Raw genomic sequence first — 23,589 nt, 5'->3', positions numbered from 1 at the left:
TGCTTTGACGCGGTTTGGACGGCGGTTTACGCCTCATCCACTGCGCAATAGAGGTCATATAAAACCCCTATGACCTGCGCAATCTTCTGATCAGTAATGGAGTAATACATCGTTTGCGCGTCACGCCGACTGGCCACTACGCCCTCGTGACGCATACGCGCCAGATGTTGTGAAAGCGGCGATTGCTTGACGCCGAGGTTGCGCGACAACTCTCCTACCGACTGTTCGCCAAACTTTAACTGGCAAAGAACCATCAGTCTGTCCGGGTGCCCCAGCAACTTCAGCAGATCGCTAACGTCGGAGGCCGAGCTGTGCATTTTTTCGAGGTCCATAAAAATCCGGGGTTTGTTATATACGAAATATATAATATACTAATTGATGTGGGGTGTGAACGAGTCTACTACCGATTCGCTCTCAGCAACTAACATAAGAAAGGTAGCCATAATGCAAAAACAACAGCAGCTAGACCAGTTGGTCCGCTCCGTTGCCGAGTCCAGCGAGAAGCTGAACGGCTCTGAGAGACGGAGTTTTCTGAAAAATGGTCTTGCACTCCTGGGTGGCGCGGGACTGGCCAGCGCGGCTTCTGGCGTAACGGCGCAGGCGGCGCCTCCGGGCACGCCCTCATGGACGCGGAGCCTTGGGTCGGCGGTAAATACCAATCCTTACGGTATGCCATCGCCCCACGAGGCGAATGTCCAGCGGCGCACGGTAGAGTGGCTGACGGCCGACAAGATTGCTTCGGTGAGCTTTACACCTCTTGCCGATCTCAAGGGCATCATCACGCCCAGCGGTGTAGTGTTTGAGCGTTATCACGCCGGACTGCCCGATGTAGACCCTAATCAGCACCGTTTAATGATTCACGGGATGGTTGATCGTCCGCTGATCTTCAGCATGGAAGATCTCATGCGTTTTCCATCAGTGAGCATGATCCGTTTTCTCGAATGTCCCGCAAACGGTGGCATGGAGTGGCGTGCCGCACAGATGGATCGATTGCAGTTTTCCCACGGCATGCTTTCCTGTTGCGAATGGACCGGGGTGCTGCTCTCGACACTCTTGCAGGAGTGCGGCGTTCAAAAAGGCGCAAAGTGGATTCTTGCCGAAGGCAGCGACGGTTCGCACATGAGCCGCAGCATTCCCATGGAGAAGGCCATGGACGATGCGCTCATTGTGTATGCGCAAAATGGTGAGGCCTTGCGTCCCGAGCAGGGTTACCCGGTCCGTTTGATCAACCCCGGCTGGGAAGGAAACACCTGTGTGAAGTGGTTGCGCCGTTTGGAGATTGGCGACAAGCCCTGGTACCACCGCGAGGAGACCTCCAAGTACACGGACTTGCTGCCCAGTGGTAAAGCTCGCGAGTTCACCTTTGTACAGGAAGCCAACTCGGTATTAACTAACCCCTGCCCGGAAAAGCCGCTGACCAAGCCCGGCAAGCTCTGGGTTGAGGGTCTGGCCTGGTCCGGTCGTGGCCGTATCAAGCATGTCGATGTGTCTTTTGATGGTGGTGTGAGCTGGCGCGAAGCACGGTTTACCAGCGTCGTTGAACCTCGGGCTCTGACACGCTTTGGCATTGAGTGGGACTGGAACGGTAACCCGGCATTGCTGCAAAGCCGTGCGGTGGACGAAACCGGCTATGTACAGCCGACTTATAGCCAGCTGCGTGATGCGCGCGGCTCTTCATCGATTTATCACAAAAACGCTATCCATACCTGGAAGCTCAACGGCGATGGGAGTGTGGTCAATGCCCAACTTGCGTAATCAACTACGGACTGTCCTCTTCGTTGCGGGAACGCTGCCCGGCCTGCTGGCGGCGCCGGCGATTCTGGCTGCAGACGAGGATCGCTATGGCTACGGCAGCCCTGCTAGTGCCGAGCAGATTGCAGGCTGGGACATTGATGTGCGCCCCGATGGTCAGGGTTTACCGCCCGGCGAAGGTTCTGTGGAGGATGGTGAATGGCTTTACGAAGAGAAGTGCGCCTCCTGTCACGGTTCTTTTGGCGAGAGCGTGGGCGGTTATCCGGCCCTCGCCGGGGGTGACGGAAGCTTGACTGACCCGCGACCCAAAAAGACCGTCGGCAGTTACTGGCGTTACACGAGCACCCTTTGGGACTATATCCATCGGGCCATGCCCTTTACTCAGCCTGAGTCCCTCAGCGATGACGAGGTCTATGCGATCACGGCCTATGTGCTGCACCTCAACGACATTGTGGACTACGAATTTGTACTCACGCGGGACAATCTGACCGACGTTCACTTACCCAACGAAGATAACTTTATTCCCGATCAGCGTCCTGATACGAGTAATAAGCGCTGCATGAAGCGGTGTAAGAACCCGGATGACATAGAGGTGGCGTCAGAGGCTGCAGCTTACATACCCGAGGGTGGGCCGGACGCTCTTTATAGCGAGAGCGAAGCGCTGGATGACGGCCTTGTAACGACGGTTACCGGCAGTGGTGTTTACGAGCGGCATTGCGCGCTGTGCCACGCGAGCGGTATTGGCGGAGCGCCTGCGCTTGGGGATGCAAATGCCTGGGCCGGACGCATTGAGCAAGGCATGGAGCTTCTCTATCGTCACGCCATCGAGGGCTACTCCGGCGAAGACGGCATCATGCCGCCCAAAGGCGGATTTGTGAACTTGCCCGACAGTGAAGTGAATCTGGCCGTGGACTATATTGTGGAGCAGAGTCAATGAAGGGTTCGGTCATGCATGCACAGCTACGCTCGCAATTATCGGGCGCCAGACGATATCTAAGCGCCGCGACTTTGCTCGTAGGCTCAGTGGCGACTTTTGGCGGCTTTTCAGCCCACGCCGCAGATGAGGCCTCTATCGCAGAAGGTCGTGAAGTTGCGGCCGATCGCAATCGTGGCAACTGTTATTCCTGTCATATGGCCGAAGGCGCTGAGATGACCGGTAACGGAGGTCCGCCCCTGATGCAGATGCAGTTGCGGTTCCCTGAGCGAGAAGTACTCAAAGCGCAGATTGCCGACCCGCGCGTCCGAAATCCCAATACCGTGATGCCCCCTTACGGTGCTCACGGCATTCTTACGGATCGCGAGCTTGAGCTCGTGGTCGATTATGTCCATTCACTATAAATAGCAGACGAATGCAGGAGTCTCCCATGCAGGGAACATTGACACGACGTCGCTTTGGCCAGGCAATCCTGGCTGCCGCGGCACTAGCGACCTTACCCCTTCAGGTATTTGCGCGCAGTAGAGAGGCCTTTGAGGCGGTTCAGCCAGATGAGGCGCTTAAGGCGCTGTTTGGTGACAAGCCTGTCACCGAGACAGATAGCTTTGAGTTTAAGGTGCCCGACATCGCTGAGGATGGATCCATCGTTCCTGTGACGGTCAGCACCGAAATGGAAGGAGTGATATCCATCGCTTTGCTTGTGGATGCCAACCCCAACCCGCTCTCGGCGCGATTTCACTTTATGCCCGGTGCAGTGCCCGAGTTTAAGACCCGGATCAAAATGGGCGAGAGCTCCGATGTGCGCGCAGTGATAGAAACTGCCGATGCACTTTATGTGGCCACCAAGAACGTCAAGGTAACCCTTGGCGGCTGCGGCGGTTAAACGAGCTCAGGACGGAGAAATAAGATGGAAGTAAAACCAGTCAAAATTCGTGGTCGCCTCAAGGGTGACAAAGCTTCGGTCAAATGCCTGATGCCGCACCCTATGGAAACCGGCGTACGCAAGGACCTCGATGGCAACAAAATTCCCGCGCATTATATTGAGACGGTGAGCTGCAGCAAGAACGGTGAAGTATTTATTACTGCCGATTGGGGTGCTTCGGTCTCCAAGGATCCATACTTTGGATTTGTGGTGAACAATGCCAAAGAAGGGGATGTTATTGAGGTTAGCTGGAAGGATAACCTCGGCAACACGTCCTCCGGTTCTCTCACTCTCTAAGAAAACGAGGACGCGATAGATGCTACGCACCCTGGGTCATGGGATTTACCCTGCACTGGTCTTTGCGATGAGTGCCACTGCCATTGCCGGTCCTGAAGAGGATCGGAATGCGCTTCGAGCGTTTTACGAGCAGCGGTTTCCGAGCGTCGAGCTCGATGCGCACGGGGACGGCGCCTATGCTCTGGATGCGGCCAAACGTGAGCAGTGGCTAGAGATGGAGGACTTTCCACCCTACGAAATCGCCATTGATGACGGGGCTGATTTGTACGATGAGCCTCTGGCCGACGGTAGCAGCTATGCAGACTGCCTGGGAGAAGACGCCCCGGTTGTAAAACAGCACTTTCCTCGCTTTGACGCTGTGAGCGGTGAGGTCGAAACGCTGGAACAACGACTCAACAACTGTCGTACGGCGGCAGGCGATGAACCCTGGGACTATCTTGGCTCCGAGATGAGCTCGCTTATGGCGTTTATTGCCTACGAATCCCGAGACGAACAGATTGCCGTTGAGATTCCTGATGACCCTCGGGCACAAGCAGCTTATAACGACGGCAAAGAGTTTTTTTATACCCGTCGGGGACAGCTGAATTTCGCTTGCAGCAGTTGCCATGTATCTATGGCGGGTAATGCTCTTCGCGCTGAGCGCTTGAGTGCCGCGCTGGGGCATGCCACGCACTGGCCGGTGTATCGATTGAAGTGGAAGGAAGTTGGTCCTTTGCACAAACGCTTCATCGAGTGCAATTCGCAGGTGCGTGCAGAGCCTCTGGAGCCTCAGAGCGACTCCTACCGTAATCTGGAGTATTTCCTGACCTATATGAGCAACGGCATGGCGCTCAATGGGCCAGCATCGCGAAAGTAAGCAAGAGGCAACCATGAAGAAAATAAGCCAAACAGTATTCAAACCCGTTCTTTTGCTGTCCTTCGTATTGAGTGCGACCACTGCTTTTGCTGATCCAGCGGCAACGCTTGCTCGCGCGAGTGAGATCCATCAACAGGCCCTGGCTGAAGAGCACGGTTGGTCAGTGACCGAACCGCTCATGGCCGAAGCCAAAGCAGCGATGGAAGCAGGAGACGCCGAGCTGGCTCAGGAGCTCGCTGATCGTGCCCTGCTGGTCGCAGAGCAGTCGCTAAAGCAGGCCAGAGACGAAAAAACCGCCTGGCAAGCGCGCGTCGTGGGTCGCTAATACCCATATCCAAGCAGGACTCGAGCCGGCAATAGACCGGCCTTGCCGTTCTCTTTTTTCCGTGAGGAATAGGCTGTGAATCGACGAGAATTTATTCAGTTACTACTCCAGGGCGCTGCCGTTGCTGGCACCGGTGCCTATTTTGGCAGTGCTCAGGCCAGTGCTCGAGCACTCTACGATCTCGACGCCTTTGGCAGCGCACGTATCCTGCATATGACTGATTGCCATGCGCAGTTGCAGCCTATCTACTTCCGCGAACCCAACGTCAATATTGGTCTGGGGGAAGCCCTGGGCCGCTGGCCGCATGTTGTGGGCCGTAATTTGCTCAAGGAGTTGGGGGACATCTCTGCGCGGGATGCGCACGCCTTCACCTATCTCGATTTTGTCCAGGCGGCCGAGAAGTTCGGACGCGTGGGTGGCTTTGCGCACCTCAAAACCCTGGTCGATCAATTGCGTGGCGAAGTCCCTGATGGGAGCAGCCTCCTTCTCGATGGCGGAGACACCTGGCAGGGCTCTGGCACCGCGCTTTGGACGCGGGGTCGGGATATGGTTGAGGCGACCAATCTGCTGGGCGTGGATATCATGACCGGCCACTGGGAGTTCACCTATCACGAGGACGAAATTCTCGAGAACATCGAGGCTTTCAACGGTGAATTTCTTGCGCACAACACCTATGCCACCGAGGATGCACTCTTTGATGGCGTACCCGTTTATAACGAGGACACGGGACACGTATTTAAGCCCTACACGATTCGTGAGATGAAGGGTCGCCGTGTGGCTGTGATTGGTCAGGCCTTTCCTTACACGCCCATAGCGAATCCCAAACGGTTTATCCCCAACTGGACCTTCGGCATACGGGATGAGGAACTGAGCCAGCTGGTAGAGACAGTCCGAGCGGACGAAAAACCTGATGCGGTGATTTTGCTTTCGCACAATGGCATGGACGTAGACCTTAAGCTCGCGAGTCGCGTGTCCGGCATAGACTTCATTTTGGGTGGACATACCCACGATGGAATGCCGCGACCGATAGAGGTTGAAAACAGTGGTGGCACCACTGTGGTGACCAATGCGGGGAGCAACGGTAAGTTTGTTGCTGTGCTCGACCTGGAGTTCGGTAACAGTGGGGTTAGCGCCTATCGCTACAAGTTGCTTCCTGTGTTCTCAGAACTCTTGGCGCCCAACGCCACCATGCAGGCGCATATCGATGCTGTGCGTGCACCGTATCGGGAAGTACTTGACGAGGAGCTCGCTGTGGCGGACTCACTGTTGTATCGCCGAGGAAACTTTAACGGCAGTTTCGATCAGCTGATTGTTGATGCCATGCGTCAGGAGCTCGATGCGCAAATAGCGCTATCGCCGGGCTTTCGTTGGGGAACCACCGTCATGCCGGGAGAGGCGATCACCATGGATCGACTCCTCGATCAAACCTGCATGACCTATCCTGAGACCTACGTTCGAGAGATGAGCGGCGGCGAACTGCGAAACATTCTCGAGAGTGTTGCTGACAACCTCTTCAATGCCGACCCCTATTATCAGCAGGGAGGCGATATGGTGCGCACCGGCGGCTTTAACTATCGCCTCGATCCTTTGGCCGCCATGGGATCACGCGTGTCGGACATGACCCTGGCCAACGGTAAGCGTATGCAGGACAACGGCTCCTACAAGGTGGCAGGCTGGGCTACCGTCGGTTCTCAATCCACCGGTGACCCCGTTTGGGAAGTCGTCGCGCGATATTTGCGGGCGCAAAAGACCGTGCGTATTGAACGTCTCGAATCGCCTGCCCTGAAGAACGTGAGCTCTAACCCCGGGTTAGCAGATTATCGGGGTACGCTGGGCTAAACGGCTCTTATTCGTTTACCAGGTGAGCGTCGCAGCAATGATTTGCTCAAGGAGCTGATGCACCGCTGCATAGTCAGGCTGCTCTAACTCCGGCGCACGAATACTTAGCTGCACGTTCTCGGGGTCATCACTCAGTGAATAGATCGAGATGCTGTAGGGGCAGAGCGTGATGTTGTGCGGATTGTTGAGGGTTAGTTCATAGGTCAGTTCTGCGCTGCAAAACAGCAGCGACTCTGCATTTTCATAAACTTGCGTAGTTGCGCCCGTGGCATTCGCGGTGCGTCGCAGCATGCTGGCCAGGTGGGCGGTATAGGAAATCACCAGGCCTTCATCCTGAATGGCCTGAACAAGATCATCGCGGACGTTGTGATAAAGCCCCGGCGTGCTGTAAACCCAGGATGATCCTACAACTTTGGGTGTTGGTAGTGATTGCGCCCAGCTTTCAGCTCCCAGCAGAATCAGCGCCGTCAGCGCCAACAAGCGTGGAAGAGAAAAAGCCTTGTTGCTGAATTGATAGGAATAATCCATAGGTTCTCTCAAGGTACTTATTGTGAGTCGACTTGCATAAAGTCTACCGCGATCTCCACAAGCTCATCGGCGTAGAGATCTCGGAAAAAGTGATCGGCCCCGTCAATTTCCTCGATCACGACGTCAGGTGCGCTGGTGGTCATGGCTGCGGGTAGTCCTGCGGCAACCTGATCGTCGCTGCCGGCAATGACCAGTGTTGGCAGCGATAGCTGCGCAAGAAGTGTTGGTGTGTCGCGCATAGCATCGAATCGATAGTAAGACAGAAAGCTCTCTGCCGTGGCCCGGGTATCCTGACAGTAAAGTAAGCCTAATTTATCGGGCATGAGAGCATCGCCTTTACCTGCAGCCTGCAAGGCCTCAGCCTGCGCCAGAAGTGCGGGGAGAGAGAGGCCATGGCGGTTTGCATAGTTTTCCTCGGCTGCTTCCTGTGCCCATTGCGGTGGTGCGATGAGCACCAATCGAGTCACCAACGGATCAGCACTATCTTTTGTGTAGCGAGCCAGCTGCTGAGCACCCCGGGAATGCCCCACCGCGGTAATTTCTGTCACACCTTCTTCGGCTAGCCACCGGGACCAGCGTGCGAGCTCGGCGCTCGCATCACTTTCTTGGTGACGGTGCACGCTATCACAGGGCATTGCGGCGGTGCGGTTGTCGACGCCAAGACTCAAATTGATGGCGAGGGTACTCACATCCTCCTCCCCCAAGAGTGTTTCCAGGGATTCGATAATCTCGGTGTTTCGGTGCGAAAGCGTTCCGTGAAGAATGAGCGCCACGTCGCCCTCGGGCCAGCGGTCACTGCGTGTGAGTCGGCCGGATAGCGTGGGTTCTTCGTCTCGTAGCTGAATATCTTCTGCGATGACACTGCCACTTCCGAGGCCCAGAAAGGTGAGGGCAGATAGCCGCGTAATTGCCGTCCGGCAGGCACTGGTTTTCAACAGAAACATGGCAGATACTCTTAACAGAAGCCAATTGTACGTACTGGCCTGCACTTGTTACCAGCCACAAAACGTACGGCAGTTTTAGTCAGTCAAATCAGGAGAATTCAATGCGATCTTTTTTGCGCAACGCCGTTGTTTTGCCCGCCCTTGCGGTCGCCGCGATGACGGTGAGTACCGTATGGGCAGCAGAGCCAACCCTGGGCCCCGTCGTGCCAAGCTTTGGCCCCGTGATGGCGCCACCACCGGGTTCCTACAATCTTGACCCTGATGTGCATTACAAGGTGTCCATGGACATGTACACCACGCCGGATTTTCCTGAGGATCAGAATCGACATCTGATATCAGCGGCGCGTTTTTTGAACATGCACGCGCGTAACGGTATTCCCGCAGAGAGCATAGAGTTTGCTCTCATTGTTCACGGGAAGGCGGCAAAGGATTTGCTCACCGACGAGGCTTATGAGGAGCGCTACAACGAGCCAAACCCTAATACGGCGCTGCTAAAGGAGCTTAACGCGGCCAAAGTGCCTATTTACCTCTGCAGTCAGACCGCGGCATTTCGAGGCATGGCGCCGGAGGAGTTTAGCCCGGCGGTCACAATGTCACTTTCGGCGATGACAGCGCATGTGCGCTTGCAGCAGGAAGGCTATACGCTCGTTCCCTTTTAGACGCTATACAGCGTCATCCTATCCCTGCAGTTTCAGGGCAACCGGAACTGCAGGTCATCCACAACAAATTGCCAATAGTGCTCTGTTTCAAATTCTAGTCTGGTGATGTCCTGATAGTCGGCTCGAAAGTAAATCGGCGTCATATGACTGAGCGTTAGTGCTTCTTCGGCAACAAGCTCGTCCCCTCGCCATGCTTTGACCTGTAGCGTTTCTCCCTCTGCGTTGTACCAGGCAACAGAAAAGTACCCGCCTACAAAATCAAAACTGTCGCCGGGCTGCACCGCGGTAATAGTGACGGGGTGGCCGGAGCTGTTATAGGCAACCATGGATCCGCTCATAAGGCCATTGATGTAGCCCGGGCCCTTGTAGAACTGGTTATCTACTGCCAGCAAATAGTCCCAGCTTAGATTTGCGTAGCCCGAGGCCACCTTCTCGATGGGTGATCTGTTCAGGTCGTCAAAGCCGACGGTAAAAACAGGTGCTTGCGTAGTACGTTCTGTGAGGGCGCTTACCGGGGTACCAAGCACTACGGGCGCATAATCAACACTGACATCTCTGTCTGGATCGCTGTTTCCCGTGATTGTCGCAGGGGGAACCAGCCCGACCACCGCCGGGGGACTGTTTGCCCCCAGACCGGAGATTGAACCGTCTATGCCACGAAAACTCGATGTTTGTATCGCATTCCCCGTAGTCACTTCCCAGCCACCGGGGGGTAAAACTTCGAATCGATAGTTCTTCTCGATTTCAGAGATATCCGCGTCCTCACCGCCTCGCTGCATGCTGAAGTTAGTAAATCCATTGATGTTTGAGCGCGTGATGCGCGTGCTGCCGTCCGGTCGCGTGAGCCTGACGGCGATGCGATGAAGTGGTTTGTCGGCGATGTCATAAATGCCATTTCGGTTGCGATCGCTAAAGGCAAACACCGAAATATTGAGCTTGGATGCGGTCTTTCGATTCCAGTCTCTTGGTGCATAGAGAGCATTGTTGGCGTGAGCTGCATCTGTAGAGAGGAGGTTGCGCAATTCCGGCTTCAGCACAAATGCCGTGACAACGCTGCCCGCCAAAAACGCGATTGCGGTACCAAAGAGTCGTTTTGTAGTCATGAGTAAGCCTCTAAGAACGTCGGCCCGAGAAGCCGATCAGGTATCGACAAAATCACGAGGATGCTGGGCTGCTCTCTCAGAGCGTGGCGCTTAGCTTTGCGCGTACTGCGTCGGGTACAGGTGTCGGTTTGCGTGTTTTGGGATCCACAAAGACCTGGGCAAAGCTGCCTTTCGCGAGCTCAATGCCATCGCTGATGCGCGTCATGGAAAATCCCAGTGTGGCACTGGTATTGCCGATGCGCTCATAAGCAACTTCGACCTGTACTTCATCACCCGCCAGGCATTCATGGATGTAGTCGCAGCTGACGTTTGCGGTAAACACATAGCAAGGAAGGTTTTTGGTGTCACTCCAGTCAAAACCCAGCTGAGCCATGTAGTGACCGGCGACCTCGTCAGCGAATACGAGGTAGTTGGCGAAAAACATATGCCCTTGTGAGTCGGTATCGCGAAAGCGCACCGTTAATGTTTCTTTAAATGACGTGTCCATAGTGCGTCGGTTCCGAGTTTTGATAGAAGTAAGTTGATTGTGCGGTTGAGCATAATAACGGCAGGAGAGTGCGCTGGGCAGACATTTACAGTGCGCGACGAGCGACGATAAAAAGCCGCGGCAGACTCAGCATAACTTTGCCATCGGAGAGGCGCGGATAAGCATGGCCTATGCGATCAAGGTAGTCGGCTTCAAAATCTTTACGTTTTTCCGGGGGAAGCATATCCAGATAAGGCTTGAGACCCGTGCTTTTGAACCACTCTACGATGGATTTGTGACCTTCGAGAATATGCTGATAGCGCGTCTCCCAGATGTGCACAGGCTCGCTATGTGCAATCAGGCAGTCGTAATACTCTCGCGTTGAGAGGAGCGCTCCCCGCTCAGAGTGAAAGTCCTTGAGGTGTTTCGCATAGACGGGCAAAGAAGCGACGTCCTCCATCAGTCGATGACTCGGCTCGTTCAGATTGTTGGGCATCTGCAACGCAAGAACACCCCCCGCTGTCAGGGTTTGCATAAGCTGTGGCAGCAGTTCGGCGTGCCGCGGTAGCCAGTGGATACTGGCATTTGCTAACAGTAGGTCCTGCCGCTGAAGGGGCGCGAAGTTCGCGATGCCCCCCTCAAGAAAGTGTGCCGTTGGTACGCGGTTTTTCGCCTGCGCAAGCATGGACGGCGATTGATCAATGCCTTGAACACTTGCCTCATGCCACTGCGCTGTCAACAGTGATGTCGATAGTCCTGACCCGCAGCCCAGGTCTGTGATCGTGGCCGGCAGTGCCTGCGGCACCAGGGATGGAATTGAAGCGACAAGATCTCTTGCAGCCCGCTGCCGCTGGACGGCAAAGTCGTCGTATTGCTGTGGATTCCAGTCGCTGATGAGGGTGCCGCTCCGGCGTTGCCAGACTGCAGACTGCCCTCAGATTCCGCGCGCGTCCAGTGCCGCACGTATTCGCTTGTGCTCTGTTTCATCGATGGGAAAGCGCCACATCATGGCAACGGCCGCGATCTTGAATATCAGACTGGGGCCGGCGTAGAGCACCGCAAGGAGCCGCACATCGTCAGCAGTGTTAGCGATGGTCGCATCGAAACCGACAAGGTCGAGCGCCGGAAACATCAATCCCACAGCCAGGGCATAGGCAAGCTTCGAGGCAGTTCCCCAAAGGGCAAAGAACAACCCCGGCCGGCGTCGATTATTCTCCAGCGCGTCCCACTCGATGAGATCTCCATTGATCGCTGACGGCAGTACGAGATCGGCACCAATCATCAGCCCGGTTCCCATGACGATGATGCCGTATTGCACAATATCTCCGCTGCCTAAAAAGGGTGTGGCGGAAAAAAACAGGCATGAACCGAGCACAGCGATACACCAGCTGCGGTGCTTGCCCCAGCGCCTGGATAGGGCGACCCAGACGGGTACCGAGAGAGCGCTGCAAACGAAGTAGCCAAAAAGCATCGGACCCGCGATGCCCGGTTTTTCCAGCACGTGGGTGACATACAGTAAAAACAACGTTGCGGGGATGGCGTTACCGAGTCCGTTGAGCAAAAAAGCGAGTAATAGCCTGCGGAAAGGGGAGGGCTGCGCAAGTAGCTTTACCGCCTCTCGCAGGGAGCTTTGCTGTCCATCCACCTTTGACCGGTCAGGCACGACGAGAGCAGCAAGGGGGGTGCTGATCGCAAGACCGATCATGGTAAGAATCGTAATGGCAAACAGAGACTCTGTGAGGGCTTCATTACTGCTGTTGTCGACAAGTAGCAGCGCAACCAGAGTGCCGGAGAGACCAAAGATCACCCGGGAGCCCGAAATTCGACTGCGCTGGTGATAGGACTCGCTGAGCTCCGCTCCCCAGGCATTCATGGGAACAATGCTCATGGTCCCGGCAACGTAAATGGCGAGAGTCGCTAACAGCAAGAAAGAGTTCCCCGCGTTTTGGGGCGGATTAAAGAGTACCCATACCGCTGCAGCGATCAATGGTGCACTGGCGACGACCCAAGCCTTGCGACGCCCCCAGGAGGCTGGCGTTCGATCCGACAGATAGCCAACAACGGGGTCGGTGAACAGGTCCCAGAGTCTGGCAGCGAGGAGAATCCCACCAATGGCTGAGAGGCTGAGTCCCAGAGACTGCGCGTAGAAAGTTGGAACAATGACTTGGAGAGCAATAAACGCCCCGGCGAGGGGAAAGGCCAAGGAACCATAGGCGATAAGAACCGCCATGGCAGGTATCTGGCTGGTCTCACCACTGTGTGCGTTTATGTCTGTCATGCGAGTTATACGCACCCGCGCGAAATTGGACGTTAGCGCAGGCTCAAGTAGGGGTGCCCGGGGTCGCGATCAAAGGCCAGAGCAAAGCTGCGCAATTTGAGTTTGGAGCCCTCTATTTCGAGAAGCTCCTGATCAATGGCATCTTCGTAGCTGATATCCCCGAGGAACAATTGATCAAGGAGAGGTCGGTCCAGCCGCAAGGTGACGTCGGCCTCGGCCTCCGTGGTCGCCTGAATATCCAGAATACTGTTGCGTAGTTGCAGGGTGTAAACCTCGCCGGTGTCTGTTAACTCGTAGGCGACACTCACGTTCCTACCTTCGGCGGCCTCGGCGTCGACGCGAACGCGCAGAAGACTCAGCAGTTGCCCCGTCTCCAGCTGAGAGGGATTAAAACGCTTCTTCTGCAGTTGCAGAAGTAGGTCTCCGGGCACGACGGAGCCCTCAAGCTCCCGGGCGGAGGTGAGATAAAACCCACGCCAGTTGGTATTGGCAGTGGCATAGCCAATACGGCGCAGGGCTGCGGCCTTTAAATAACGGGACTGCATGTCCTCGCGATCCAGGCGCACCAGATAGGCGGTGAGTTCTGCGGCCCATTGGTCATCCCCTGCGGTGAAGGCTTTTTCGGCCTCGGCAAACACGCGATCCCGGCCGCCCATGAGCTCCACCAGGCGTCGAGCTTTTTCTAAACGTGGGAGAGGGTCCAGCTCGGCAGGATCCCCATTCCACCAGCTGATGTAGGCCACATAGAATTCGCGAACATTGTGTTTGACCGTGCCGTACATTTCGCGAGTCCATGGATCACGGTCCATGGACTCAGGCAAGCTGATGGCATTCGCCAGATCGTCAGGCGTATAGCCCTTGTTGATCAAACGTAGGGACTGATCATGGGTGAACTGAATGGCATCCCGGTAGACGGTGAGCATGTCCTGAATCTCTGCCTGCCCATCCAGGGGTTGGCCATGGCTGGGTACCAGATGCTTTGCGTCATAGGCCCGCATACGATCGATAGCGGTCACCCATTTGATGGCGTCCCGTGGTTTGGTGCCACGCAGCGAATGCAGGTTCGGATAATTGGGACCCTGGATTTCGTCGCCCGTGAGCATGACCTGATAGTCCGGCAACCAAACCGCCAGGTGGCTGGCTGACTCCCCTCCCGTTTGGAAAAGCTCCATACGGATGCCTGCGATGGTCATCTCTTCGCTGCCGTCAACAAAATGGTTGGGAGCAATGTAAGAGCCGAGCTCGGTGCCCAGCGTGTAGCCGCAGCAGGAGATATGGTAGTCCCGTCCGTCGGTAACCGGGTCGAGGAGCTGTCCGTACATATAAAGGGCTCGGATGCCCATAATAGGCGCTGTTACCTGGTTCTCGTCTTCCAGCTCTCTGAGGAAGTTCTCAGCGGCAATGACTTTCACCTGTCCTGATTCGGCGTCTGCGCTGTCGATGAAAGCGCCAGCACCACTGATATGGTCGACATGGTGGTGGGTATAGATAACCGCTTTGACGGGTTTATCAGACACTTCACGAAAGGCACGCTCGGCGACAGCGGCGTGTTCAGTGGCAGTCGTGGTGTCAATGATAATGAGTCCGTCGTCACCCTCAATCATGATGACGTTGCCGAAGCCCCGGTTTGGCGTGTTGTAGTCCCAAACGGGTGTGTCGCCGATTTGGAACATTTCCTCCTCAAGATAGCGTGCGTGTTTCCGAAGATAGTCGGGCGAGCTAAAGGGTACGATGTAGGGATTCTCCCCATCACCGGCCGACGCAGCCTGATCCACAGCGTTTTTATCGTCGGCGCAGCCCGCGAAGATCACGCTAAAAGCTAAAGGGCCGACAAGGGTGAGGCGTGTCAAATTCATAGATGTGTTCCTTGCGTTGAGCGTCTTTACGCTACCGTGAAAATGAATCAGCGTCCCTGATGCTTGAGACCAGTCCAGGGCCGCCAAGTTTGTCGCGCGAAAGTCATAAATGCGAGCTATACTTTTTTCCCTTATTACTCAATCAACAATACCAGTGGTAAGAAACCTATGGATATCATGGAGATGGGCGCATCGCTGCTCTCGGAAAAGCTGGGCATGGATCTGGATCCTGCCACGATAACATCTGCATTAAGCGGTTTGCTGTCGAATGCGGACGGGCAAATCGACTTCGCAGGCATTGCCAGCAAAATGGCCAGTAGCGGTGACCTGGGAGCTATCGTCGGGTCCTGGTTAGGTGATGGCGAGAACTCTCCAATCTCAGCTGAGAGTCTGACATCGATTTTTGGCAGCGACAAAATCGCAGAATTTGCCGGTCAGCTGGGTACCGATACGGACACTGCCAGCAACGGCTTGGCGGATGTCCTTCCCCAACTCATGGACAAGTCGAGCAGTGGTGGAAACCATTCTCGAAATGGCCGGTGGCGCCAGTGGCCTGCTGGGGGCAGCGAAGTCGCTATTCGGCTAAGCGCGAAACAGCTACAGCCTAGGTGTCACCAGCTCTGTCCTGGTTTGTGCGACTTTGAGCAAGCTTAGGCGGTAAGAAATCCATAGTGCTGCGATAACCCGCCTCAAAGAGTGTCGCTTTTAGCTCCGGTCCCAATTTGAACGCCACCGGTGATATGTCGCCGGTGTCTATAACAATGGTGGACAGCCAGAATGCCTCGTTAATGTACTCGTGAGAAAGAGCGGTCATAAACGTGTGCAGAAGCATCGCGAGATAGTCCCGCAGGGGAATGAGCGGCTCCCGTTTGCCGGTGTTTAGAGCGCCTGCACCTCGAAGCTTGAACACCACCACAGGCGTTCCCGTGCCCGACCAGTCCCGGCGCAGAGCTTCTTCAGAGAGGATGCTGCCGTCCGCCATGACCTGATCGCCCAGCGTTTTGAAGCTGAATAGCAAAGGGACCGACATTGAGTATCGAACCGCTTCAGAAATAGGCATCTGGGGCGTGCGCGCGGTGTTGAACACGACCGGTTTGCCTGAACGCACGTCGGTGGCAATAACACTGAGATCCATGTCCAGATCGCAGAATCGTCGACCCTGCATTTTGTCGTCCATCCACTGTTCAAATCCGTCGCCGCTGGACAGACCACCGGTTCTTAGCAAAGAGATGACGTTTTGTCCGAGAAACTGCGAGAAATCGGTGTCGTCTGCAATCTTTCGAATCGCGGTGAGGTCGTAACCCCCGGCGAGTAGTGCTGCGACGATACTGCCGCCGGATACGCCGACGATTTGCGTGAAGCCAATCCCCAGCTCCTGAAGCGCAGCAAGAATACCGATGTGGGCGGGAAGGCGCGCGCCTCCGCCGGCAAGTACCGGAACAATGTGTTCCCGGGCGAGATCGCTGTCACCGTGCAAGTCGCCACTCTGATCATGAAGAGTATCTACCATTGCCGATACACCTTGGCTTCCCAGCGCATTACTATACGCTCAGTTCCTCAGGGGTGAAGTGAATAACACGTGGACACGGCGTTACATGCGGAAACGCAGGAATCAATAGGCATCATTAGTGATGGCAAGCCCGGGCACTTAAATCAAAGTCTCGGCCTCGCGGACGCCTTGCTGCGCTTGCGTCCTGATCTAAAAATCCAGGAGATTCCCGCACTGTCCAAAAGGCAGGCTTTGGCCCAGCTACTTTTGCCTAAGCGACAGCAGGAAAATATGCGGCTGCTTATTGCCGCGGGACATGCGACCCACCTGAGCCTCCTCGCTTTGCGCCGTGCCTACAGGTGCCCCGCAGTGGTGCTCATGCGTCCGAGCTTACCCGGCGCGTTCTTTGATTTACGCATAGAGCCCCGTCATGACGGTGGTGAGGAAACAGAGCGCTGTTGGATTAGCGAAGGCCCTTTGAATCGCATGCAGCCAGCAGTTTCGCGATCCGAACAGGGGCTCATACTCGTCGGAGGGCCATCACCTCATTTTGTCTGGGATGACGCCGCCTTAGTAGCGCAGGTCCAAAAGCTCTGCGACGGTCGACGGGAGTGGCAGTTGAGTAGTTCCCGAAGAACGCCTCAATCGCTGTTGGACTCACTGTCTGCTCTCAATGTGCCCGGATTAAAGGTCCATGACGCTGATGCTCTTCCTCCCGGTTGGCTCGCGCGGGAGCTGTCCTCAAGCGCGGAGTGCTGGGTAAGTCCGGATAGCGCCTCTATGGTTTACGAAGCGCTCTCCGCCGGTTGTGCAGTGGGTGTGTTCGATCTCGACCCCTGCTCGGGAAGTCGAGTGGCCGGGGCCATTGAGGGTTTGCTCGCCCAAGACAAAGTTACGGCGTTTAAAGCCTTTGCCGCAGGCAGTTCGCCAAGGGCGCCAACTCCGCCTTTTGCAGAGGCCGACCGCTTCGCGCGGCGTATTCTTGACAGGGGATTGCTGTGACTGCGGTTTCTTTGGTGCTTGCTGCGCTTGTATCGATTGCCGCGCTGACGCTCAGTCACCGTTACGCCTGGTGGCGCACAACCGTGGATTATCAGCGGCCGCGCATTTTGATGTACCACATGGTTCGGGAGCCGGAGCCGGGAGCAAAGTTCAATAAGCTTAGAGTCTCGCCGGAGAACTTCGAGCAGCAGCTTCGCTGGCTCAAAGAAGAGGGCTGGCACTTTGCGTCTATGTCCGATCTTGTGAACGCGGAGAGCCTTCCTGCCAAAACCGTAGTTTTGACCTTTGATGACGGCTACGAGGATAACCTGCTAAATGCTGACCCGGTGCTTGAGCGGTATGACGCAAAGGCCACGCTTTATGTGGTGGAAGATCGCTTCGATCGCGATTGGTCGACCAGTAAAAAGGCTCATCACGATAGTGGAGAGCTTATGCGCGAGTCCAAGTTATCAGATGAGCAACTGGAGCAAATGATAGCCAGCGGTCGCTGGGAGCTGGGTGGTCATACGCGTACGCATGCCAATCTGGCAAGGCTAAGTGATGCTGAGCGTGAGACCGAGATAGGTGATGCGCGGCGATCTCTCGCTGAGCGTTTTGCTGTGCCCGTCGACAGTTTTGCCTACCCATTTGGGATCTACGCTGCCGAAGACGTGATCGCAGCACGCACTGCCGGGTTTAGCACGGCGGTGACGACAGAGGAGGGCATTCCCTCTGATGTGACCGCTCAGGCCATGGAGCTACCGCGAATAAAGGTCAGCGGTAAGGACTCCATGGGGGCTTTCAAACTGCGTATGCGCACCGGATTTCGCGGCGCATAAACGAAGCTGGGGTAAGGCGCCCTTAAACCATACCCAATTGCTTGGCGAGTACGTTGAGCTCGGCCGCAAAAGGATCACTGTTGGCATCTCGGTGCCAGGTGTACTCCGTGTAGCTGGCCGCCATTTCTGCTGTCTCGCTGCCGAAAAGTTTTTCGATAATTGCCAGGCTCATATCCATCCCCGCAGACACACCGGAGGAGGTAAAGAACTTGCCATCTTCTACCCAGCGAGCAGCCTCGACCCATTCCACTTTGTCTGACTGCATGGTCGCTATGGCAAATACCTGTTTGTTGGAAGTCGCCCGGTGTCCGTCGAGCAGGCCGGCCTTGGCCAGGAGCGCTGACCCCGTGCACACTGAGGTCACCCACTGCGCGGTTTTGGACTGGCTTTGCAAAAAGTCGAGCATGGCTGGATTCTCGAGTTCCGTCAGCGTGCCGCTTCCGCCGGGGACCAGCAGCATGTCGAAAGCCGGCGCATCTGCAAAGCTGTAATCGGCAATGACCTTGGGACCTATCGCTCCTTCGGAGCCAATGGCGGCACCGACGGGACCACTTTGCTCGGCTACGGTGTGGATCTCGATTTGAGATGAGCCAACCACGGAGAAGAGCTCCAGGGGGCCAAAGTAATCGAGCATTTCAAACCCGGGATATAGAACTGCGCCAAGTTGCAGTGCTTGAGTACTCATAATGGGTTCTCCCTGGTTTCTGCGATAGATTCCGCTTCAGTGTCATTGTGCGTTTGCTTTGCCAGAAATGATTCTGGCGGTGTTTTTTTCCAGCGTCGATTGGTCCAGAGATAGGTTTCGGGCTGTTCTGCAATGGCCGCTTCGGCAGCAAGGACATAGCGCTCGAGAATGAGCTCCGGGTCGGCATCGTGAGGAGGCAGGCTGATCTCCTGAAACAGCACTTCGTAGTGGCCGATGCCCTTGCGTCGACACTGTGCAAACACCACCGGAAGATTCATGGATTGCGCCAGTTTGTCCGCACCGCGATAGAAGCTCGCGGGGCGATTTAAAAAGTTTCGCCAATAGCCCGCCGCTTTGGGGCCCGCTTGATCTGCGAGCATTGCGATAAGACGTTTGCGTTTGCGACCCCGAATCACTTCCCGACCCACGCGATCGATGGGCATCGGCGTCGCGCCAAAACGCGAGCGCGCGTCGAGCATGAACTGGTTCCAAAAGGGGCTGTGCAGTGTTTTATAGACAGGGTCGACAGATACGCCCATTTGATCCATTGCCGCGTGGAGCATCCACTCCCAGTTACCCTGGTGAATCAGTAGCACAATGGCCTGCTTTTGGAAGTTTTCCGTCGCATTGGCCAAGAGCTCGAGGTTTGGAAACGTTACGCGCTCGGACATATCACTTTGGCGCAGGCGGGTAGAGCTGAGAATCTCGATAAAGAGATTGCATAGATGACGGTAAGAAGCTCGGGCGATGAGCCTCCGTTCAGCGTCACTCTTCTCTGGGAACGCCCAGCGAAGGTTTTCGTCTACCGTGTTTCGCCGATAACGAAACAGATGGTAGAGAAGGAAGTAGAGTACCCTCGCCAATGCATAGCCAAGACCCAGGGGTAGGGAGGCCAATAGACCCAGAAACCACTTCATGACTGACTATGGGCGCGCCTTGGGCGGCCTGGGAAACAGAACGGGAGTGGCCTGCCGGTAGGCCTGGTAATCCTCGTCCTGGCCCCATTTTTTTATGGCGTGGGCATCGAGCATCGGTACCCCGCTGATTCTGGTGAGCAGGAGATAGACAAACACTGGTGATATCAGTGTCGCGTACTGCCAGCCCTGTAAAGCGGGAACCGCAATGATGGCGATACCACACCAGAGCAAAATTTCGCCGAAGTAATTGGGATGTCGACACCAGGCCCAGAGCCCCTGCTGAATAAACCGGTCGCTGTTATCCGGGTTGCGTCGAAAATCGCGCTTCTGGCGGTCAGCCGTTACTTCTATGGCAAAGCCTGTGAGCCAAACTGCAAAACCGAGCATTCCCATGGCCCCGATCGCAGGGGTCTTTGTGGAGGTCATGGCGGCGAGGGCTGCTGCTGCGGTCATGAGCACCCACAAGCCTTGCAGTGTCCAAGTCATAAGGAACCGGAAAAAGAACGGCTTGATCCGATCGAAGCGGCGATCGGAGCCGGCATCGCGAATGCGCAGGAACAAAAAACTACCTAGTCGTACAGCCCAACTCGCGACAAGTGCCGCCAGTAACTGGGCTCTGGGGTCGCTGTTGATCGTGACGGCGCAGGCGACGACGGTAACGTAAGTTACCGAGCCTACAAAGTCGTAGTAACGCTCGGATTGACTGAGGTACGCAGGGATAAAGGCCAGCCATTGGATGGCAAAAGCCAGGGCGGCTATGAGTGCAAAAACGGGCAGCCCTTGCAGTTCCTGACCGTGATAGCTGCCCGCCGCGGCCATAGCGGCCGCAATAGACACGGCGATGGCAATGCTGATGATGGATTTGCTGGCCGGAGGGGTCTTATCGGCATCGTTCATGGACTGGCTCCCTGTTTCGAGGGGCGTAGTCTAGCGCAAGCGCGCCTGTCGAGCCTTTCCCCTTTAGCTTGGACTATACTAAGTTATTGGTTTCCGGCCGGAATCGGATTCCCAAGACAACGGGATTTCCCTTGATTACGCACAATAGCTCAGAGGTTTTTTACACCGCCTTCATTTTAGGCGGTATCTAATAAGGAGAGACTATGAACACTGCATTACCGGAACGCGCCAAGTTCCATCACATGAAAGATGGAACCGCCGAAGACTGGCAAGTCATTATGAAGGAGTTCCAGGTCGCGGCGGCGGAGCTACCCGACCGAATGCTGGAGCATCTGCGCATCCTTGAGGGCGATTGTGGTGGTTTCCCGGTTGACCGACTCACACACTGTTTGCAGACGGCTACCCTGGCCCACAAAGATGGTAGGGACGAAGAATACGTTGTCTGTGCTTTGCTGCATGATATTGGCGACACCATGGGGCCCTACAACCATGCCGACATCGCTGCGGTGTATCTGGAACCGTTTATCAGCGAGCAAAACCATTGGATGGTGAAGCATCACGCGATTTTTCAGGGATACTATTTTTTCCATCACATCGGCTTGGATCGAGACCAGCATAAGCAGTTTGAGTCTCATCCTCACTACGCCTACACCAAAGAGTTTATTGAGAAGTACGATGCGCCCGCTTTTGATCCGGATGCCGAGACTTACTCTTTGGAGTTCTTTGAGCCTATGGTTCGTCGTGTGTTCGCAGCGCCCAAGGCCTCTCTCTACAAGGCCGCGCTGGAGTAACGCCAAGCAATAGGCAGCGGGGGTCGCAACGATCCCTCGGCCTATTGACTCTGGTTCAGTCCCAACATCTTGGCGATGGCTTTGTCGAGCATTCTCGGCGAAGCCATCCGCATCATCAGCTTCTCCATCATCCGACCTTTGACTGCCGCGTAGCGTACCTTGGGCTTGGCTGTGGTGAGTGCGGTACAGATCAGTTCGCCCAGGCGATCTGCGGGGTAGCCATCGCGGCCCTGACTGATGAAGACTTTTTGGAAGCGCTCGAGAATAGGGCGGTAGGGTGAGTCCGCATACTGCTCAATATCGACCTCCTCGGCTTTATCCCAAATTGCCGTTTTCACAGGCCCCGGCCCAATCACAATGACGTCGATACCAAATAGCATAAGCTCCCGGCGCAGCGCCTCCGAGTAGCCTTCCAGACCAAATTTTGATGCGGCGTAGGGACCCACAAAAGGCATTGCGCGCAATCCCGCCACTGAACTGATATTGACAATGCGTCCAGGAACACCCGTGAGTGTCGGGTCCGCGCCGAGCAGTGGCGCAAAGGCCTGGGTGACCAGGAAAGGCCCCACGAGATTAACTTCGAGCTGTTTTCGGTAGTCGCTTTCGGAAACCTCCAGGAGAGGTCCTGACACGGCGATGCCGGCATTGTTTACCAGTCCGGCGAGGGTGCCTCCTTCCAGAGCCTCTCGAACGTCGCTCGCCGCTTGCGCGATCGCCTCTTTGTCCACGACGTCAAAAATCAACGGTGAGAATTGTTCGCCAAGTTTGGATTGAACGCGGTCTGCATCTGCCTCGCTGCGTACGGATCCGAACACACGATAGCCCCGGGCAATCATGACTTTTGCCGCCGCATAGCCAATGCCGGTGGATACCCCTGTGATGACAACGGTTTGCATAATTTAAATGACCTTGGTTTCTGTGGATTGTGGGACCGGCATGGGTCCCGAATCGCTGGCCCATCGAGACCTTGCGCTGCTAAGCTTTACAGCATCTCCCCACACTGGAACAGGCGTCAAGCTTCTTGAGCAGATATCTTGAGTAATACAGCGCGCGTTACCCTTGCGTGCTTCTTTGCGTACTTCGTGATGTCCGGAATGTTGGCGCCGATCGGTATTGTGCTGCCGCCTCTGGCTGAGCATCTTGGCGAACCCGTCGCGGACGTAGCCACCATATTCAGTTGGCTCACTCTGGGTATTCTTCTGGGATCCGCTTTGGCACTGGTGGTGTTTGACCTGTTCACAGTTCGAGTTGGGATGTTGCTGGTTTATCTGGCTATCACCGCCGCTCTCCTGACTCTCCGTTTGTCCGATTCCATCCTCGCGCTTCGTTTGTCCCTTGGGGTGGTGGGCACGGCTTGCGGTATTGGACTGGCGGCAGCGGCCAGCACCATCACGCAACTGTATGCAGAGGATCACCGGGCCTCCATGCTGGTGATCACCGACGGCTCTTTTAGTGTCGCCGGTATCGTAATTTCGACACTCGCTGTGTCTTTAGTGGCGGCGGGGTTCCATTGGTCGTCGCCGTATCTTGCGGTCGCCGCGGTTGCGGCAGCGGTGGTGCTGTTGGTGGCAACGGCGCGCTTTCCCGCAGAGCGCGACGAGGAAACACAGCAGGCATTCACTGCGACCTGGCCTGCGGCGGTTTGGTTGTGCATCGCAGCGCTGTTTCTCTATACCATGGGGCAGTATTCGCTCCTTTGGTGGTTGCCCACCTATCTCGAGGAGGTATTGGGCGCGCCCCGCGATGCGGCAGGGGCAGTGGTCGCAAGATTCTGGACGGGGATGCTGATCTCACAACTGCTGGTCGCGTGGTGGGTCTTGCGTATTGGCGCCCGCCGTTTGGTACTGTTGAGCGTCAGCGGTGCCTTTTTGGGTTCCCTTCCACTATGGATGAACGAGTCGCTGGGCTTGTTGCCGTGGCTATCGTTGCTCTGGGGCATCGCAAACCTGGGACTCCTGAAGATTGTGATCTCTTTTGCCACTCTGGCGGTGCCGAATCCCAGTCCGCGTTTGGTTGCCGCATTACTCTTTGGCGCGACTTCCGGAACTGCTATTAGTCCCAAGGTCACCAGTGTCATAGTCGCTGCGGTGGATACTCGTGCAGTGCTTCAGTTTGGCTCCTTTTGCTATCTTGTCTTGGGGATCCTGGTTTTTGCGGCCTGGTGGCTCGTGCATCGCGCTGGAGATGCGGGGCTGTCGCGCACAGACACTCATAAGGGCGTGGTTTGAGGA

The 23,589-nt window shown here is 55.9% G+C and carries 27 protein-coding genes; 14 read left to right on the top strand and 13 right to left on the bottom strand.

Going from position 1 to position 23,589, the window contains the following annotated elements; translation table 11 throughout:
- Positions 1-26: 26 nt before the first annotated feature.
- Positions 27-332 (bottom strand): ArsR/SmtB family transcription factor, encoded by a 306-nt coding sequence (locus ACTG39_RS10320; protein ID WP_439107470.1) that lies wholly within the window; start codon positions 330-332, stop codon positions 27-29.
- A gap of 112 nt (positions 333-444) precedes the next feature.
- Here ACTG39_RS10320 and soxC point away from each other — a divergent pair, with 112 nt between their 5' ends.
- The 8 genes from soxC to soxB all read left to right on the top strand — a co-directional run bounded on the left by soxC (position 445) and on the right by soxB (position 6,925).
- Positions 445-1,755 carry a sulfite dehydrogenase gene (soxC, locus tag ACTG39_RS10315; protein ID WP_439107469.1) on the top strand — a complete coding sequence of 437 codons (1,311 nt, stop codon included), beginning with the start codon at positions 445-447 and terminating at the stop codon, positions 1,753-1,755.
- On the top strand, positions 1,739-2,689 hold the full coding sequence (locus ACTG39_RS10310) for a c-type cytochrome (RefSeq protein WP_439107468.1): 951 nt from the start codon (positions 1,739-1,741) through the stop codon (positions 2,687-2,689). Before soxC ends, ACTG39_RS10310 begins: the two co-directional genes overlap by 17 nt.
- Positions 2,686-3,090 (top strand): sulfur oxidation c-type cytochrome SoxX, encoded by a 405-nt coding sequence (soxX, locus tag ACTG39_RS10305; RefSeq protein ID WP_439107467.1) that lies wholly within the window; start codon positions 2,686-2,688, stop codon positions 3,088-3,090. The genes ACTG39_RS10310 and soxX overlap by 4 nt, the downstream gene beginning before the upstream one ends.
- Positions 3,091-3,116: 26 nt before the next feature.
- On the top strand, positions 3,117-3,569 hold the full coding sequence (gene soxY, locus ACTG39_RS10300) for a thiosulfate oxidation carrier protein SoxY (protein ID WP_439107466.1): 453 nt from the start codon (positions 3,117-3,119) through the stop codon (positions 3,567-3,569).
- 24 nt (positions 3,570-3,593) lie between these two features.
- Positions 3,594-3,905, top strand: coding sequence for a thiosulfate oxidation carrier complex protein SoxZ (gene soxZ / locus ACTG39_RS10295; protein WP_439107465.1), 312 nt, complete (start codon positions 3,594-3,596; stop codon positions 3,903-3,905).
- Between the two features lie 19 nt (positions 3,906-3,924).
- Complete coding sequence (gene soxA, locus ACTG39_RS10290; protein ID WP_439107464.1) at positions 3,925-4,761, top strand: sulfur oxidation c-type cytochrome SoxA; 837 nt, start codon at positions 3,925-3,927, stop codon at positions 4,759-4,761.
- Between the two features lie 13 nt (positions 4,762-4,774).
- Entirely contained in the window at positions 4,775-5,086 is a 312-nt protein-coding gene (locus ACTG39_RS10285) for a hypothetical protein (RefSeq protein ID WP_439107463.1), read from the top strand.
- Positions 5,087-5,161: 75 nt separating this feature from the next.
- Entirely contained in the window at positions 5,162-6,925 is a 1,764-nt protein-coding gene (gene soxB, locus ACTG39_RS10280; protein ID WP_439107462.1) for a thiosulfohydrolase SoxB, read from the top strand.
- 15 nt (positions 6,926-6,940) lie between these two features.
- Here the strand turns inward: soxB and ACTG39_RS10275 are convergent, their stop codons facing one another.
- Both ACTG39_RS10275 and ACTG39_RS10270 read right to left on the bottom strand, forming a co-directional pair.
- Positions 6,941-7,453 carry a hypothetical protein gene (locus ACTG39_RS10275; RefSeq protein ID WP_439107461.1) on the bottom strand — a complete coding sequence of 171 codons (513 nt, stop codon included), beginning with the start codon at positions 7,451-7,453 and terminating at the stop codon, positions 6,941-6,943.
- A gap of 17 nt (positions 7,454-7,470) precedes the next feature.
- Positions 7,471-8,397, bottom strand: a complete 927-nt coding sequence (locus ACTG39_RS10270; RefSeq protein ID WP_439107460.1) for an alpha/beta hydrolase — start codon at positions 8,395-8,397, stop codon at positions 7,471-7,473.
- Between the two features lie 101 nt (positions 8,398-8,498).
- On the opposite strand from ACTG39_RS10270, the gene ACTG39_RS10265 reads away from it, so the two are divergent.
- Positions 8,499-9,056 carry a DsrE family protein gene (locus ACTG39_RS10265; RefSeq protein WP_439107459.1) on the top strand — a complete coding sequence of 186 codons (558 nt, stop codon included), beginning with the start codon at positions 8,499-8,501 and terminating at the stop codon, positions 9,054-9,056.
- Between the two features lie 32 nt (positions 9,057-9,088).
- On the opposite strand, the gene ACTG39_RS10260 is transcribed toward ACTG39_RS10265, so the two are convergent.
- The 5 genes from ACTG39_RS10260 to ACTG39_RS10240 form a co-directional block, all read right to left on the bottom strand.
- Positions 9,089-10,159 carry a hypothetical protein gene (locus tag ACTG39_RS10260; protein ID WP_439107458.1) on the bottom strand — a complete coding sequence of 357 codons (1,071 nt, stop codon included), beginning with the start codon at positions 10,157-10,159 and terminating at the stop codon, positions 9,089-9,091.
- A gap of 76 nt (positions 10,160-10,235) precedes the next feature.
- Positions 10,236-10,646 (bottom strand): acyl-CoA thioesterase, encoded by a 411-nt coding sequence (locus tag ACTG39_RS10255; protein ID WP_439107457.1) that lies wholly within the window; start codon positions 10,644-10,646, stop codon positions 10,236-10,238.
- A gap of 85 nt (positions 10,647-10,731) precedes the next feature.
- Positions 10,732-11,520, bottom strand: a complete 789-nt coding sequence (gene tam, locus ACTG39_RS10250; protein ID WP_439107479.1) for a trans-aconitate 2-methyltransferase — start codon at positions 11,518-11,520, stop codon at positions 10,732-10,734.
- Positions 11,521-11,559: 39 nt separating this feature from the next.
- On the bottom strand, positions 11,560-12,903 hold the full coding sequence (locus ACTG39_RS10245; protein ID WP_439107456.1) for an MFS transporter: 1,344 nt from the start codon (positions 12,901-12,903) through the stop codon (positions 11,560-11,562).
- A gap of 32 nt (positions 12,904-12,935) precedes the next feature.
- Positions 12,936-14,759, bottom strand: coding sequence for an alkyl sulfatase dimerization domain-containing protein (locus tag ACTG39_RS10240; protein ID WP_439107455.1), 1,824 nt, complete (start codon positions 14,757-14,759; stop codon positions 12,936-12,938).
- A gap of 168 nt (positions 14,760-14,927) precedes the next feature.
- Between ACTG39_RS10240 and ACTG39_RS10235 the strand changes: the two genes are divergently transcribed.
- Entirely contained in the window at positions 14,928-15,413 is a 486-nt protein-coding gene (locus tag ACTG39_RS10235; protein WP_439107454.1) for a YidB family protein, read from the top strand.
- On the opposite strand, the gene ACTG39_RS10230 is transcribed toward ACTG39_RS10235, so the two are convergent.
- The gene (locus ACTG39_RS10230; protein WP_439107453.1) at positions 15,364-16,269 is read right to left on the bottom strand and encodes a patatin-like phospholipase family protein; all 906 of its coding nucleotides are present in this window, start codon (positions 16,267-16,269) and stop codon (positions 15,364-15,366) included. The two genes, ACTG39_RS10235 and ACTG39_RS10230, sit on opposite strands and share 50 nt — an antisense overlap.
- A 69-nt stretch (positions 16,270-16,338) precedes the next feature.
- On the opposite strand from ACTG39_RS10230, the gene ACTG39_RS10225 reads away from it, so the two are divergent.
- A complete protein-coding gene (locus ACTG39_RS10225; RefSeq protein ID WP_439107452.1) occupies positions 16,339-17,250 on the top strand; it encodes an ELM1/GtrOC1 family putative glycosyltransferase in 912 nt (303 codons plus the stop codon).
- Positions 17,247-18,068: a polysaccharide deacetylase family protein gene (locus tag ACTG39_RS10220; protein WP_439107451.1), complete on the top strand. Its 822-nt coding sequence runs from the start codon at positions 17,247-17,249 to the stop codon at positions 18,066-18,068. The genes ACTG39_RS10225 and ACTG39_RS10220 overlap by 4 nt, the downstream gene beginning before the upstream one ends.
- Positions 18,069-18,090: 22 nt before the next feature.
- Here ACTG39_RS10220 and ACTG39_RS10215 read toward each other — a convergent pair whose 3' ends face one another.
- Genes ACTG39_RS10215 through ACTG39_RS10205 form a run of 3 tightly spaced genes read right to left on the bottom strand, consistent with a single transcriptional unit; the run spans position 18,091 to position 20,567 of the window.
- The gene (locus ACTG39_RS10215) at positions 18,091-18,753 is read right to left on the bottom strand and encodes a DJ-1/PfpI family protein (protein ID WP_439107450.1); all 663 of its coding nucleotides are present in this window, start codon (positions 18,751-18,753) and stop codon (positions 18,091-18,093) included.
- A complete protein-coding gene (locus tag ACTG39_RS10210) occupies positions 18,750-19,670 on the bottom strand; it encodes a lysophospholipid acyltransferase family protein (protein ID WP_439107449.1) in 921 nt (306 codons plus the stop codon). The genes ACTG39_RS10215 and ACTG39_RS10210 overlap by 4 nt, the downstream gene beginning before the upstream one ends.
- A gap of 6 nt (positions 19,671-19,676) precedes the next feature.
- Positions 19,677-20,567, bottom strand: coding sequence for a DUF1295 domain-containing protein (locus tag ACTG39_RS10205; protein ID WP_439107448.1), 891 nt, complete (start codon positions 20,565-20,567; stop codon positions 19,677-19,679).
- Positions 20,568-20,770: 203 nt separating this feature from the next.
- On the opposite strand from ACTG39_RS10205, the gene ACTG39_RS10200 reads away from it, so the two are divergent.
- Entirely contained in the window at positions 20,771-21,358 is a 588-nt protein-coding gene (locus ACTG39_RS10200; protein ID WP_439107447.1) for an HD domain-containing protein, read from the top strand.
- A gap of 41 nt (positions 21,359-21,399) precedes the next feature.
- Here the strand turns inward: ACTG39_RS10200 and ACTG39_RS10195 are convergent, their stop codons facing one another.
- On the bottom strand, positions 21,400-22,254 hold the full coding sequence (locus ACTG39_RS10195) for an SDR family oxidoreductase (protein ID WP_439107446.1): 855 nt from the start codon (positions 22,252-22,254) through the stop codon (positions 21,400-21,402).
- A 138-nt stretch (positions 22,255-22,392) separates the two neighbouring features.
- Here ACTG39_RS10195 and tsgA point away from each other — a divergent pair, with 138 nt between their 5' ends.
- Positions 22,393-23,586, top strand: coding sequence for an MFS transporter TsgA (tsgA, locus tag ACTG39_RS10190; RefSeq protein ID WP_439107444.1), 1,194 nt, complete (start codon positions 22,393-22,395; stop codon positions 23,584-23,586).
- The last annotated feature ends 3 nt before the right edge of the window (positions 23,587-23,589 follow it).

It is taken from the genome of Congregibacter sp., from assembly GCF_965662665.1.
In the GTDB taxonomy this organism is placed as follows: domain Bacteria; phylum Pseudomonadota; class Gammaproteobacteria; order Pseudomonadales; family Halieaceae; genus Congregibacter.
Note: the sequence above shows the minus strand (reverse complement) of the source record. Positions and strands in the feature narration are given on the sequence as shown.